This is a genomic window from Labrenzia sp. THAF82 (assembly GCF_009363435.1).
GTDB lineage: Bacteria > Pseudomonadota > Alphaproteobacteria > Rhizobiales > Stappiaceae > Roseibium > Roseibium porphyridii.
Map to the genome: position 1 here is coordinate 6,038,949 of NZ_CP045354.1, position 12,677 is coordinate 6,051,625.

14 protein-coding genes and 1 tRNA gene are annotated in these 12,677 nt (G+C 54.3%); 3 read left to right on the forward strand and 12 right to left on the reverse strand.

Annotated elements, in window-relative coordinates; genetic code table 11:
* Window positions 1–9: 9 nt before the first annotated feature.
* The 6 genes from FIV00_RS27750 to FIV00_RS27775 all read right to left on the reverse strand — a co-directional run bounded on the left by FIV00_RS27750 (window position 10) and on the right by FIV00_RS27775 (window position 3,379).
* On the reverse strand, window positions 10–555 hold the full coding sequence (locus tag FIV00_RS27750) for a GNAT family N-acetyltransferase (protein WP_152503736.1): 546 nt from the start codon (window positions 553–555) through the stop codon (window positions 10–12).
* Window positions 542–1,096, reverse strand: coding sequence for a GNAT family N-acetyltransferase (locus FIV00_RS27755; protein WP_152503737.1), 555 nt, complete (start codon window positions 1,094–1,096; stop codon window positions 542–544). The genes FIV00_RS27750 and FIV00_RS27755 overlap by 14 nt, the downstream gene beginning before the upstream one ends.
* Window positions 1,093–1,662 (reverse strand): GNAT family N-acetyltransferase, encoded by a 570-nt coding sequence (locus FIV00_RS27760; RefSeq protein WP_152503738.1) that lies wholly within the window; start codon window positions 1,660–1,662, stop codon window positions 1,093–1,095. The genes FIV00_RS27755 and FIV00_RS27760 overlap by 4 nt, the downstream gene beginning before the upstream one ends.
* Window positions 1,659–2,264, reverse strand: a complete 606-nt coding sequence (locus tag FIV00_RS27765; RefSeq protein WP_173006191.1) for a GNAT family N-acetyltransferase — start codon at window positions 2,262–2,264, stop codon at window positions 1,659–1,661. The genes FIV00_RS27760 and FIV00_RS27765 overlap by 4 nt, the downstream gene beginning before the upstream one ends.
* A 141-nt stretch (window positions 2,265–2,405) precedes the next feature.
* Window positions 2,406–2,675, reverse strand: coding sequence for a 50S ribosomal protein L27 (rpmA, locus tag FIV00_RS27770; protein WP_152503739.1), 270 nt, complete (start codon window positions 2,673–2,675; stop codon window positions 2,406–2,408).
* 56 nt (window positions 2,676–2,731) lie between these two features.
* On the reverse strand, window positions 2,732–3,379 hold the full coding sequence (locus FIV00_RS27775) for a 50S ribosomal protein L21 (protein WP_152503740.1): 648 nt from the start codon (window positions 3,377–3,379) through the stop codon (window positions 2,732–2,734).
* A 568-nt stretch (window positions 3,380–3,947) separates the two neighbouring features.
* Between FIV00_RS27775 and FIV00_RS27780 the strand changes: the two genes are divergently transcribed.
* A tRNA-Ser gene (locus tag FIV00_RS27780) sits at window positions 3,948–4,037 on the forward strand.
* Between the two features lie 187 nt (window positions 4,038–4,224).
* On the opposite strand, the gene FIV00_RS27785 is transcribed toward FIV00_RS27780, so the two are convergent.
* Window positions 4,225–4,602, reverse strand: a complete 378-nt coding sequence (locus FIV00_RS27785; RefSeq protein ID WP_152503741.1) for a hypothetical protein — start codon at window positions 4,600–4,602, stop codon at window positions 4,225–4,227.
* A gap of 596 nt (window positions 4,603–5,198) precedes the next feature.
* On the opposite strand from FIV00_RS27785, the gene FIV00_RS27790 reads away from it, so the two are divergent.
* Window positions 5,199–6,773: an ABC-F family ATP-binding cassette domain-containing protein gene (locus FIV00_RS27790; protein WP_152503742.1), complete on the forward strand. Its 1,575-nt coding sequence runs from the start codon at window positions 5,199–5,201 to the stop codon at window positions 6,771–6,773.
* 40 nt (window positions 6,774–6,813) lie between these two features.
* On the opposite strand, the gene FIV00_RS27795 is transcribed toward FIV00_RS27790, so the two are convergent.
* Window positions 6,814–7,290 (reverse strand): GNAT family N-acetyltransferase, encoded by a 477-nt coding sequence (locus FIV00_RS27795; protein WP_152503743.1) that lies wholly within the window; start codon window positions 7,288–7,290, stop codon window positions 6,814–6,816.
* 406 nt (window positions 7,291–7,696) lie between these two features.
* Here FIV00_RS27795 and FIV00_RS27800 point away from each other — a divergent pair, with 406 nt between their 5' ends.
* Window positions 7,697–8,110: a VOC family protein gene (locus FIV00_RS27800; RefSeq protein ID WP_152503744.1), complete on the forward strand. Its 414-nt coding sequence runs from the start codon at window positions 7,697–7,699 to the stop codon at window positions 8,108–8,110.
* Between the two features lie 688 nt (window positions 8,111–8,798).
* On the opposite strand, the gene FIV00_RS27805 is transcribed toward FIV00_RS27800, so the two are convergent.
* The 4 genes from FIV00_RS27805 to FIV00_RS27820 form a co-directional block, all read right to left on the reverse strand.
* Window positions 8,799–10,079, reverse strand: coding sequence for a TRAP transporter large permease (locus FIV00_RS27805; protein ID WP_152503745.1), 1,281 nt, complete (start codon window positions 10,077–10,079; stop codon window positions 8,799–8,801).
* A gap of 1 nt (window position 10,080) precedes the next feature.
* Window positions 10,081–10,617: a TRAP transporter small permease gene (locus FIV00_RS27810; RefSeq protein ID WP_209006735.1), complete on the reverse strand. Its 537-nt coding sequence runs from the start codon at window positions 10,615–10,617 to the stop codon at window positions 10,081–10,083.
* Between the two features lie 57 nt (window positions 10,618–10,674).
* On the reverse strand, window positions 10,675–11,673 hold the full coding sequence (locus tag FIV00_RS27815; RefSeq protein WP_247649298.1) for a TRAP transporter substrate-binding protein: 999 nt from the start codon (window positions 11,671–11,673) through the stop codon (window positions 10,675–10,677).
* A gap of 236 nt (window positions 11,674–11,909) precedes the next feature.
* Window positions 11,910–12,656 carry an SDR family NAD(P)-dependent oxidoreductase gene (locus FIV00_RS27820; protein ID WP_152503746.1) on the reverse strand — a complete coding sequence of 249 codons (747 nt, stop codon included), beginning with the start codon at window positions 12,654–12,656 and terminating at the stop codon, window positions 11,910–11,912.
* Window positions 12,657–12,677: the final 21 nt, after the last annotated feature.

Sequence of the window (12,677 nt, forward strand, 5' to 3'; positions counted from 1 at the left end):
CAGCGACGGTCAGTGGCCGTTCAGAAATTCGGTTCGAGTGACTTCCGTTCGAAGTGCCGGCACGGAGCTGCCGCGCGAAACGCTTTCGCAGTCAACTTTTGAAACCCCACGAAAGCCAAGTTTTTCCAACACTTTCAGCGAACCGGAATTCTCAATCATGGCTTCGCCGGCCAGAAGATCATGCGCGGTATTCCGGAACAGCCAGGTTACAGCAGCCTGGACCGCCTCGCTCATAAACCCGTTGCCCCAATAGGAGCGCCCAAGCCAATAGCCGATCTTCGGGGTCTCCTGCAATGTCTTGAAGCCAATCGCCCCGATCATTTGGCCGTCATGGTCAATATGAAACCCCAACTCGTCAGCTGATGCCACGTCTCGCCAGCGCTCCACGGACCGAGCAAGATAGTCCTTTCCCGCTTCCAGGTCGTAGGGATAAGGGACGCGCGAGAGCATTTTGACGACTTCATAGTCACCGAGGAGTTCAGCACAGCGCTCCAGATCGTCCGGCTCTGGCGGCCGCAACTCAAGCCGGCTTGTTTTCAGGCTAACCGCGCTCATGATTACCTTCCCGCATCCGCTCAAAAGCTTCCGGTTCCAGTTTCATACGTGTTGCTGGGAGCGTTTCTCCCCGCGACCTGATAGAAAGGCGATATGGCCCGATCTCGGTGAATCCGAGCTTGGTGAGAACATTGAGCGACGCCCGATTTTCGTCCAGTGCCCCGCTCAAGACCGGTGCGCCGGGCGAACAGTCAAAATGCCACGCCAACACCGCCTTGCCCGCCTCAGTCATGATGCCCTGACCCCAGTATCTTCTGGCAAGCCAGTATCCGAACTCAGGTGTCCCGTCTGGTTTGCCGCAAGTCACAACACCGATCAGTCCCTGACCCTTGTCGATCGCAAATGCTCGCTCCCCGTCCCGTCCTTCTACCGCGGTTTGCCCGTGCCAGTCGCGCGCATCGGAAAGCGCATAAGGATGCGGCACAGTCGTGAGCATCTTGGCGACATCATAGTCGTCGATGAGACGGACCAGATCCGAGAGTTCCTTTTCCTGAACCGGACGCAGCGAAAGACGTCCGGTTCTCATACTCGGCAGTTTCACGCCGCTTCCTTCCGCGCCTCGAAATCGGCTCGCGCCAGACGCACGACGACATTGGACACCCGCCTGTCGAGCGCTCTGGAGAACCGCTCTGTCATGCTGTAAGGCTTGAAACCCATCTTGCGCAGCAGTCCACGAGACCGGAAATTGTCCTCAAACGCCCGCGCAGCGATAGCCTCCGTCCGGTAGCTGGCAAACGCCCAATCAATCACGGCTTCCACCGCTTCACTGGCATAACCATGGCCCTGGAACGCGCGGCCGATCCAATACCCGATGGTCGGCAGGTCAGGCAGATCTTCCAGATCTCCCGGTGCCTCAACTGCAGCAACGCCAATGAAAACTCCACCAAGCGTGATCGCGAAAACGGCTTCCGTTTTCAGCGGGTCCTTTCCGACCACCGTTTTCAGGAAAGCTTCGGCAGAGCCTTCCTCATAAGGCCAGGCAAAGGAGCTGATCCAGCGGGCAACGGCAAAATCCTTGCCGCCAAGCTCCACGATCGCATCAGCATCCGACATGGCAATCGGTCGCAGAACCAGTCGTCGTGTCTTCAATTCCTGCAGTCCAGTCATCGTCCCTGCCCCCATCCTTTCAAAGACTTCCAAACGGTGCGTTCCAGCGTGTAGCGTTCAATTGGTACGGAGCCGCCTGCGCCGATCGACCGAATCATCGCCTGGTCCCTGAACTGGAACCCGGATTTGACAAGCACCCGACGGGACGCCGGATTGGTGACCCTGCAGGAGCCCTGCAGTTCATTGATGTCGTGATAGGTGAAGGCATGATCGACCAGCGCATGCACGGCCTCAGTCGCCAGTCCCTGCCCCCAGAAAGGCTCGCCGAGCCAATAGCCGATATGGACCGGACCTTCCGCGTCCACGGGCGCATATTTGGCCACACCAATCAACCGGCCCGTGCTCTTCAGCCGGATCGCAAACATAGCCGACTTGTCACGAACCCGATCCGCCTGTTTCACAAGCGTACGGGCGTTTTCAATCGTATAGGGGTGAGGCATTGCGGCGAGGTTTGCCGCAACGGTCTTGTTGTTGGCCAAAAACACAAGATCGGCCAGATCGTCCATTCGCGGTTTGTCGAGCCGCACATGAACCGCTTCCTGCGGCAACGGGGCCGCAACCAAACAGCTTTCGTCTAACAGTCCATCACTTTCAACAACCATCTTTTCCTCCAGTCAAAACAAATCAAGGGGGAGATGGCGCCCCATCTCCCCCTTGGATCTTCGACTGGTCTTTGGTTGCTGACCTGTCTCGAATTGCCGGGGTCTTGTGGGACGCCGGCGCTTCGAAACTTCACGTCGGCTTTACTCCGCAGCTTCCGCCACTGGGACCACATTGATGTAGGTTCGTTTGTTGGCTTTCGCCTGAAACTCAACCTTGCCTTCCACGGTCGCGAAAATGGTATGGTCCTTACCCATGCCCACGCCGTTGCCCGGGTGCCACTGTGTGCCACGCTGACGAGCGATAATGTTGCCGGGAATCACTGCTTCCCCGCCGTATTTTTTGATGCCAAGACGGCGGCCAGCTGAGTCGCGGCCGTTGCGGGATGAACCGCCTGCCTTTTTATGTGCCATCGTTAGAACTCCTCGTTCTTCGAATACTTTTAGTCAGTCTCTAAGAAAACGGTGGCTTATTTGCCAGCCAGTTCCTTGGCCTGATCAACCCAGTTGTCGCGTTCGATACGGCCCTTGAAGTTCAGGACCTCATCAACGCGGGCGATGTCTTCCGCTGAGAAGTTGACGATCTGCTCATAGGTGGTGATGCCCAGAGCGTTCAGTTTCTTCTCAAGTACCGGGCCAACGCCGGAGATCTTCTTCAGATCGTCCTTGCCTTCCGGTGCGGTGAAGAGCGGCTCAACAGCTGCGTCTTCTTTTTTCTCTGCAGCCTTGGCTTCTTCGGCTTTCGGCTCTTCGGCTTTTTTCGGCGCAGCCTTTTTCGGCGCAGCCTTCTTGGCCGGCTTTGCACCACCGGTCAGGATGTCGGTCACCTTTACCAGGGTGAAGGACTGACGGTGGCCATTGCGGCGACGTGAATTCTGACGCCGACGCTTCTTGAAAATTATTACCTTGCGGCCGCGGCCCTGCTCGACCACTTCTGCAACTACGCTGGCACCTTCAACAGTCGGTGCGCCAACGGTTGTGTCGGTGTCGTTGCCAACCATAAGCACTTCATCAAAAGTGACGGTGCTGCCGGCTTCGGCTTCAAGTTTTTCGACCTTCAGGAGGTCATCTGCGGCAACAGTATACTGTTTGCCACCGGTTTTGATCACTGCGAACATGTCTCGCACGTCCTTCTTTTCGTTTTTGACATGCCGTTCAAGATCCTGATGGATCGTTGATCCGGCTGTATTCAGGTCGACCTCAGGCGCCAGTCTCCCCGCGAACGGTTGACAGGTCTTTGTGACGGGTTTCGCTTAAAGCTTGATTGCCCGGCAGGCCTAGAACGACAAAGAAAACCCGAAAAAGCTACCCTTTTCGAGCCCGCGCAATATAATCGGCACGCGGAGGATGTCAAACGGAAATACGGTCGAGCGCTGCTAAAAAGCACCGCGGAATGAATCGCTTGGTGCAAGTGAGCCGGCTTTCTTCCGGCAAGTCAACTGAGAGGCTGCAATTCGCTTGTCTACGCACAAAGCTCACTCGTAGTGCTTTCGTGTCCCGAACCGGGTCCAACTATGTCAAGAACGGCCTGAAAACAGGCTCAACCGTGCGTATCCGCGCGCGGATTCCAATCGGTTTCCACCGATATCGACAATCGAGGTGAAGAACTGAAATCCGGACTTGCGGGCTGTACGGAGCTTGTCTATGTTCCGCGCCACTTGAGACCCGTTTTTCTCAAAGTGCCGCGGAGAGGTGCCGGAGTGGTTGAACGGGGCGGTCTCGAAAACCGTTGAGCGCGCAAGCGTTCCGGGGGTTCGAATCCCCCTCTCTCCGCCATTTTTCATGAAGCTCTGGCGTTTGCTGCACATATAGCGGTACCAGAACAACTAATTCATAATCTTCAAGGTCGAGTTTAGGTCACTCAACTTATCCATCGGGCGTATGTTGGGCAAACATCTGCCAAATGGACCGAACTCGGACCAATCGAACCTTGCAGCATGACAAACTAGCGCTCGCTTAGACCCTATTCTGATTGCCAGAGTTGAACGACGTTTCCTTCTGGATCTACTATGTCCTGAACAAGATACTGTCGGAATTTCCAGAGCTTTGCACCCGGAACAGGTCTGCCGCCGAACTTCAATATTTCGTGCAAAGTGTCTTCAATCGAAGACGTCTCAAGTATTAGCTTCAACGGTGTTGCTGAGCGAATGGCAGGAGGGTCGTTGATGACGATCTGAGACGCAATTTCGCTTGGTGCTTGAAGTATAATGAGCTCGGAACCTCTATTCGTAATGGCAGAGAACTCTCCTTTTCTTTCGTCGGTAATCTGACCACCAATTTGAAGGTAAAACTGAGTCAGGTTTTCGAGGCTCTTTGCATATAAAACTGCGCCTTTTAGCATTTTATTCTTCTCTCTCGGGTGACCGATTAGCCGACATTCGTGCCACTTGCACCATTTGGTACTTTGAGCTGATTGCAGACTTTGACTCTTGTTCAATTCCTACATGGGAGATACTTCAGCGTATTCCTCGTCTGGCTCCGCTAGGGCCGTTAGAATTGCTCCCCAGCGCTCCAGCTCTCCGGAAATGTCGCCAAAAAGGTTCCGACATTCTCCCAGCAGGTCCGCCATTTTCCAAAAATGCGCTATTGTTTGCGATATTCATAGCCGCTCCAGATCAATGACTTCTCGTTTTTCAAAACCCATTTTCCGACGTCCAGTTGAGCCATCAAATGCAGGCCGTAAGGTTTTTTCATCATACGCAAGTGCCTTCTTTCCGAACAAAACTACCGTGTGTCTTGGAAACGTGGACATTCGCATCAACTACCGCCTGCGAAAACAGCTTCTGAACAACGCGCCCTGTGTATTGAGGTTCTGTAAGGCCGTTCCTATATTCAGCAGAGACACGAGATCCGGTAGAGATACAAGGAACTGGAACAAGACGATGGACCACACGCTCACCACCTGAACCCAGAGGTTTGCAATCGTGAGCATCTTCCATGTCTTCTATCGTTATCGCCAACCTGAGTTGGCAAACTCCTGACAACACCTTTCTTTTCGACAATTTGAATCTGACTTTCGGGCCGGTCCGAACGGGACTTGTCGGTCGAAACGGTACAGGCAAGACGACCCTCTTGCGTCTGATCTGCGGTGAGATCGCTCCTGTGAGCGGCAAGATCATTAAACCGCCATCGGTCGGTTTCCTCCGGCAGGATCCTGCACAGCACCCCAACGAGACGCTAGCCGATCTATTCGATGTTCGTGATCAACTCGCCCTTCTGGATCGTGCGGAACGCGGTGAGGCAACGGCGGAAGATCTGGCAAATACTGATTGGACATTGGAGGCCCGACTGGGCGCAGCCCTCTCAAACCTGGGGCTCGAACAGCCTATCGACCTGCCGGTCAGTTCCCTCTCCGGTGGGCAGCGCACGCGTGCGGCTCTCGCCGCGCTGATGTTCGCAGAACCGGATGTACTCTTGCTGGATGAACCAACCAATCACCTCGACGAAGCGGGACGCCGCAGTGTGATCGACGCACTACGGGCGTGGAACGGTTGCGCGATTATTGCCAGCCACGACCGGATTTTGCTGGGGGCGATGGACGCAATCGTCGAGCTGACGAGCCTTGGTGCGCGCAGCTACGGTGGCAATTACGAAACCTATCGCCAAATGAAAGCCGCTGAATTGGCACACTCCGAAGCCGAACTCGCGCGGGCAGAACAGGCCGTCACACATACGCAAGCACGTGCGCAGCTGGCCATGGAACGAAAGGCCCGCACCGACCGGCAAGGCAAACAACTCCGCGCATCCGGCAGCCAGTCCAAGCTCATTCTAAATGCTGCAAAAGAACGAAGTCAGTCTTCAGGCAGTGCTGCAGCACGTCTTAAACGCCGCCAGGCCCAGGCCGCCGCTGATGCTTTGGAAGCGGCGCAGAAGTCCGTCGAGATCTTGCAGCCCCTCAAGATGGATATTCCTCCATCCGGACTTGCTGCCGGTCGTGATGTGCTGCGCGTTGAGGACCTCAGGTTCCGATATTCAGGTGGGGCACCCCTGCTTCAGGACGTATCCTTTGCGGTTCGCGGACCGGAACGTGTCGCGATTGAAGGCAGGAATGGGTCGGGCAAATCGACTTTACTTGCGTGCATCCACGGCGATCTTCAACCACAAAGCGGATCTGTCTCGGTTCATGTTCCAACGGCACTTTTGGATCAGGATCTTAGCCTGCTGAAACCGGAAGAGACCGTACGAGACGCCTTTGCGCGGCTCGACCCGGATGCCGGCGAGAATGAGCGACGGGCGATCCTGGCGCGATTTCTGTTTCGAGGAGATGACGCAAAGCAGAAGGTCGGATCTCTCAGCGGCGGACAGCGCTTGCGCGCTGGTCTTGCCTGCACGCTCGGACATAGCAGACCACGCCAGCTCTTGCTGCTGGATGAGCCGAACAATCATCTCGACATCGAGGCGATCGAAATTCTTGAAAGGGCGTTGACCGACTACGATGGCGCGATCCTGGTTGTCAGTCACGATGAAGCATTTCTGCAGAACATTGGCGTGGAACGAACGCTTTCCCTTTGACGCCAAAATTGAGCGTTTACCTGGCGATCAAGTCTGGTTGTTATTGATCGGTCTCAAGTCGGAACTTAAGGAATTTTGCACCGTCATACTCAATCTCGCCGATACAGTGCGCTCCAATCCGCTTGAGAGCCCCCAGGTTCTTGCGGGATGGCGGCAACAGAAATGTCACGAATGGAATGCGTTCGTCAGCTTTCGCAAACTCCAACGCCTTTTTCGATATCGAAGTTCCCAGACCGAAGGCATCGGGCCGCAGAACCAGTCCGAAATCCCACTCATCACCCTCTTTCTGAAAACCGCCCCAACCAACATAGCGGCCATCTGACAATATCGCCCAGTGGCCGAGCCCATCGCGCTCCCAGCACTTTTCCTTCTGAGCAACAAAATTCGCCACAGCTGCCGCGTCCCATTCGAATGTCAAAAGCGGCATGTGTTCCGCGACCCTTGGGTCAGACATGTGAGACTCAATCTCGGCGGGCTCAATGTCAGGCAGACGGGCAAAAGCGATGTTGTGTCTCAAGGCAAGTTCCCTTGGCAGTTAAATGATGGACTAGCGGTGTCCTGCTCGAGCAGCGAACAGCGCGGTCTTAAGTTGACCATTTCATCCACTCATATGTGGTGGCCGGGCGCAATTTGGAGAGCCAGTCTGTTGAGCGTTTGTCAAAAGCCGCGGTGAATTTTAGACGTTACTTTTTCCATCCGTCCGAAATCTGAATGGCCAAATGGCCTACAAAAGTGCTCTCAGCCTGATCACATCAATGTCTGCTTTGGTGCGGCATTCAACCAACAGGCATTTTGGCGGGCGTGTGCGAGCGCGCAAGAGACCGCCGTGAAGGTCAGATCGCAATTGAGCCCAAATGTGTGTTGCTCTACTTAATAAGGCAACAAACTCGTTGCACAAATACCTCTGGAAGGGCAGTCACAGCATGATTGCATACGTCACTGTTGGTGCTGATGACATCGCGCGGGCAAAGCAGTTCTACTCCGCGTTTCTGCCGGCCCTTGACTATACGCTGGAAGAGAGTCCCGAGGGCCTGAGCTATACGCTGCCTGTCAAATCAGGACAGTCTGCCGTTCAGCCGGAATTCTATGTCAAACCTCCCTTTGACGGAAATACGGCGTCCGCTGGCAACGGCGCCATGATTGCCTTTGAAGCTCGCAGTCAGCAGCAGGTTCGAGACCTTCACGCCGCTGCGCTCGCCGCAGGCGGCACTGACGAGGGCCAGCCGGGCTTCCGTGCCTCATACGGTCCCCGTTTTTACGTCGGCTACCTTCGCGATCCGCAGGGCAACAAGATTGCACTTTTCTCCAGCAATCCTGATGAGCCCGGACGGGACTGATCGCAGCATGATTTCCTGATGCTCAAGTGCTTGGAAAGGCAAGTTGACCTTGCCTAGAGCAACGTTCTGCAGGGTCGGCGGCGGAAAATTGACAGACTAAGTATGAGCGAGATTTTCAATTATGAATAGATAACTTTCAAATATCTAATGATAATGTATATTAAAATATTTCAATATTACTCGAAGATATATAATATATCTGATAAAATATATTTAATTTTTCTACTTATTAATTTAATTTACTAACTCCTACGTAATTTTAAGACAAGAAGACTATTCTTAAGTTTAAAAGCATTGCGTTGGGTTGCAGACAGCACCGAACTGTTGAGCAGTGTAGTTGAGGAAGAGCGTTTTTGCCGAACAATAAGCATTGCATTTTCCACTAACTCACATCCTCGACGCGCTGCATATGGCAACTAAAACCAAAAAAACTCACACAATGTATTCTAGTCGCTTGCAAAAGATTTGCAGTGTGGCGTGCTTAAATAGTTGTTTCACGCACAAACTGAACCGATCAGGGGGAATACTTAAATTGTGTGTTGAAGTGTTGAGATACACCACGTTTAGTGAGTCTCGACTTCTCAGGTAGCCGTCGGTATTGGATTTTTGACCTCAGGGGCTCAACGGGCTCTGACTTGTCGTTTGAGCGCGATTGCAAAGAGCTGGACCACCCTTAGCCTTTTCGGACCTAGTCGAACAGCGACGGCAGGTACATTGAGAACGCCGGCACGTAGGTGATCAGCATAAGGGCCACGAACAGTGCCAGATAGAACGGCCAGATGGATTTCAGGGCCTCTTCGATCTTGATCTTGCCGACGGCGCAGCCAACGAAAAGACAGGTGCCGACAGGCGGTGTGCACAGTCCGAGACCAAGATTGACCAGCATCATGATGCCGAACTGCACCGGGTCCATACCAAGGTCACGAGCGATTGGCAGGAAAATCGGTGTGCAGATCAGGATCAGGGCAGCCATGTCCATGATCATTCCGAGCATGAGCAACATCAGATTGATCATCAACAGGATGGCGATCTTGTTTTCGGAGATACCGAGGAGAAATTCGCTGAGTTTTGTCGGCACCTGATAAAGCGCCAGAAGATAGGCAAAAGAGCTCGCAAACCCGATCAGGATCATCACCATCGCGGTTGTTCTGAGGGCCGAGGTGACGGAGACGACAAATTCGTTCCATCCGAGCGTTCGATAGGCAACGGCTGTCAGAACGAGCGCATAGATGGCACCGAAGGCGCCGGACTCAGTGACGGTGAAGATGCCGGACAACACGCCGCCGACAATGATCACGGCTGTGATCAGGCCCGGGATTGCAGTGATGGCCGTTTGCGCAACGACCTGCCAGCCAGGGAAAGGTTCAGATCCGTAATTGTGTTTCAAAGCCACGAAGTAGGCGGCAATAGCCAGACACAGGCACATGAGAATGCCCGGAATCACGCCAGCCAGAAACAATTTGGAGATCGAGATGCCCCCACCGGCGGCAACAACGAAAATGATCATGTTGTGGCTCGGCGGAATAACAATGCCTGCGATAGACGATGTCACGGTCACGTTAACCGCGTAGTCCGGCCGGTAGCCCTTTTCCTTCATGACAGGAATGAGCAGCGATCCAAGCGCCGAGATATCTGCAATGGCAGAGCCGGAAATGCCGCCGAACAGCATGCTTGAGAATATATTGACCGATGCCAAACCGCCGCGAATATGGCCGACCAGTGAGGATGCGAACTTAACAAGCCGGACGGCGATCCCGCCATGCAGCATCAGTTCTCCGGCAAACACGAAAAACGGGATGGCCAGCAATGAAAAGGTGGTGACCCCCGAAATGGTCCGCTGAAAGGTCATCAGCAAGGGGAAGCCTTCGTACCAGAATGCCGCCGCCGCAGATATTCCCATGGCAAACGCAACAGGCACACCAAGAACGACGCTGACGGCAAAAACACCCAGCAAAATTGCGAGACCCATCTCAGCTTACCTTTTCTTTGTTTTCGTAGATCTCACCGCGCAAGGCGCATCGTCCGCGCAGCAGAAAGCGGGCTCCGGCAAAGACAACCATCAATCCGCCGCAAGCAACCGCAGCTGCGGTTCTTATGCTTTCAGGAATGTTGAGCATGGGCAGCAACGTCGACCAGCCGAAGTTGAAGAGCTCAAGACCAGCGACCAGCATCACGCCACCAAAGACGGCAAGCACGAAATCCGTCAGAAGCAGCAGCAATTGTCTGATCTTTGGCGGAAGAGCATCGCGAACAAGGGTGACGCCAAGGTGGGATTCCTCGTGAATGCCTACGGCAGCACCAAGGAAAGTGATGTAACAAATGAGAAGAAGAGCGAGCTGTTCAACCCAGGTGGGGGTTTGATTGAGAACGTATCGCCCGAACACGAGCCAGCCGAACGTTGCAACAAGAACGACGAGAGCCACAGACCCTACCAACACGCAGACACGTTTCAACCAGACCAGCCAAAGTTCGAGCCGGTCCAGTAAGCTTCCGGTGTGCGACATCATATTCCCCCAAATAGAAAGGGGCCGTGCCGGAAGGTTCAGCACGGCCCCTATCCGCTATTATTCTGCGTTTTTGAACATCTCGACAAGTCCGGCCAGATCCGGGCTCTGCTCAAGGAATTGCGCATAAACCGGTTCCATGGCTGCCTGGAATGCTGCCTTGTCAGCAATCTCGTTCACGGCGACACCACCTTCAGCGACTTTGGCCATGCTTGCAGCTTCCCGCTCCTGCCACAGCTTGCGCTGAAGCTCGGTGCTGTTGCGGCCGGCCTCAATGACAATTGCCTGCTGCTCAGGCGTCAGGGAATCGAAGGTCCGCTTGCTCATGCACAGGCACTCGGGAATGATCAGGTGCTGTGTCAGGGAATAAAATTGAGCAACCTCGAAATGGTTGGTGGATTCGTAGGACGGTGGATTGTTCTCTGCGCCGTCCACGACGCCGGTCTTGATTGCCTGATAGACTTCCGCGAAGGCCATTGGGGTTGCGTTTCCACCCATGGAGTCAACCATGCCGACGAAGAGATCGTTGTTCATGACGCGGATCTTCATGCCTGTCAGATCAGCAGGTTCCGTGATCGCTTTTGCGGATGTGTAGAATGAACGGGCGCCGGCATCATAATATCCGAGCGCAACAAGGCCTTTGGCCTCCAGACCTTTGCTGAGCGCCTTGCCCGGCTCACCGTCCATGACTTCATACATTTGCGAAACGCTTTTGAAGATGAACGGCAGCGACACCACGTTTGCTTCCGGAACAACCTGACCCATCGGCCCAAGGCTGAAGACACCGAAATCGATCACGCCGAGACGGGTTTGCTCGATTGCGTCGGGCTGCGAACCAAGCACGCCCGCATGGAAGACTTTACCGCTTATTTCGCCGCCGGTTTTTTCGTCGACCTCTTTCAGGAATGCTTCCATTCCGTGTGAAACAGGGTAGTCCTCGACATGGATATTCCAGCCGCGCAAGTCACGTGCTTCGGCAGCAACGGTTGCGAATGCAAGGCTTGCGGCAACGACTGAACCAAACAGCATGCCAGCTTTCTTTGAATTGAACAGGGTCATTGGTTCCTCCCTTTTGACCTGATAAAACGATACGCAATTTACAAATATTTACAAGTTAAAAAATCAATAAAACAAATTAATTTCGCGACTTGTTTAAGCGATTGTTTTATTTGAGATAAATTACTCCGACCTCTCGCATCTGCTTCATTGATTGGAGCATCTCAGCATTGCGCCAATCGGGTCGCGGGAGATTGCAGGCCGGCATATGGGGGCCTCAGAAGCCCCCTCGCCAATCGTCAGGAAAAAAGCATCCCGCCGTTGATGTCGACGCAAGCGCCGGTGATAAAGGCGGACTGCTCGGACGCCAGGAAAACAGCAAGATTTGCAACATCTTCAGAAGCCCCTTCCCGTTTCAATGGCGTCACGCCAGCCACGTGTTTGCGCACTTCTGGCTTCGTAAAGATATTATGGAAGTCGGTGTCGATCATTCCCGGGCACATCGCATTGACGCGAATGTCAGGGCCCAATTCCTTGGCCAATCCGCGTGTGAGCGTCATGACCGCGCCTTTCGACATTCCGTAGGCAAGAGCTCCCGGACCGCCGCCATCTCTGCCGGCCTGTGAGGCCATCGTCACAATAGCGCCGCCATTTTTCATATGCGGAACGGCTTCCTTGATGACGAGCAGCGCCGATGTGGTGTTGAGATCGAATACGGACTGCCAGTAATCGAGAGAAATCTCCGACAGCGGCCGGCGTGCGACGATGCCGCCTGTGATCGGCATGACAATATCGACGCCGCCGAACTCCTCAACCGTTCGGTTGACCAGCGCCGCAACATCGTCGGGCTTTGTCATGTCGCCCTGCATGGCAAGGGCCTTGCCGCCAGCCGATGTGATCTCCGAGACAGCGCTGTCCGCGCCCTTGCTGCTGCTGAAATAGTTGATGGCGACATTCGCGCCACGTGCTGCAAGCGCCATAACGCATGCCCGACCGATATCCCGGCCACCGCCAGTGACGATTGCTGTTTTTCCCTTGAGGTCCATTAGTGGCTCCTTGTAATGCCT

Coding starts and splice junctions, on each gene's coding strand:
- FIV00_RS27750 (WP_152503736.1), bottom strand. CDS start 555: ATGAGCGCGGTTAGCCTGAAAACAAGCCGGCTTGAGTTGCGGCCGCCA.
- FIV00_RS27760 (WP_152503738.1), bottom strand. CDS start 1,662: ATGACTGGACTGCAGGAATTGAAGACACGACGACTGGTTCTGCGACCG.
- FIV00_RS27765 (WP_173006191.1), bottom strand. CDS start 2,264: ATGGTTGTTGAAAGTGATGGACTGTTAGACGAAAGCTGTTTGGTTGCG.
- rpmA (WP_152503739.1), bottom strand. CDS start 2,675: ATGGCACATAAAAAGGCAGGCGGTTCATCCCGCAACGGCCGCGACTCA.
- FIV00_RS27775 (WP_152503740.1), bottom strand. CDS start 3,379: ATGTTCGCAGTGATCAAAACCGGTGGCAAACAGTATACTGTTGCCGCA.
- FIV00_RS27785 (WP_152503741.1), bottom strand. CDS start 4,602: ATGCTAAAAGGCGCAGTTTTATATGCAAAGAGCCTCGAAAACCTGACT.
- FIV00_RS27790 (WP_152503742.1), top strand. CDS start 5,199: ATGTCTTCTATCGTTATCGCCAACCTGAGTTGGCAAACTCCTGACAAC.
- FIV00_RS27800 (WP_152503744.1), top strand. CDS start 7,697: ATGATTGCATACGTCACTGTTGGTGCTGATGACATCGCGCGGGCAAAG.
- FIV00_RS27805 (WP_152503745.1), bottom strand. CDS start 10,079: ATGGGTCTCGCAATTTTGCTGGGTGTTTTTGCCGTCAGCGTCGTTCTT.
- FIV00_RS27810 (WP_209006735.1), bottom strand. CDS start 10,617: ATGATGTCGCACACCGGAAGCTTACTGGACCGGCTCGAACTTTGGCTG.
- FIV00_RS27815 (WP_247649298.1), bottom strand. CDS start 11,673: ATGACCCTGTTCAATTCAAAGAAAGCTGGCATGCTGTTTGGTTCAGTC.
- FIV00_RS27820 (WP_152503746.1), bottom strand. CDS start 12,656: ATGGACCTCAAGGGAAAAACAGCAATCGTCACTGGCGGTGGCCGGGAT.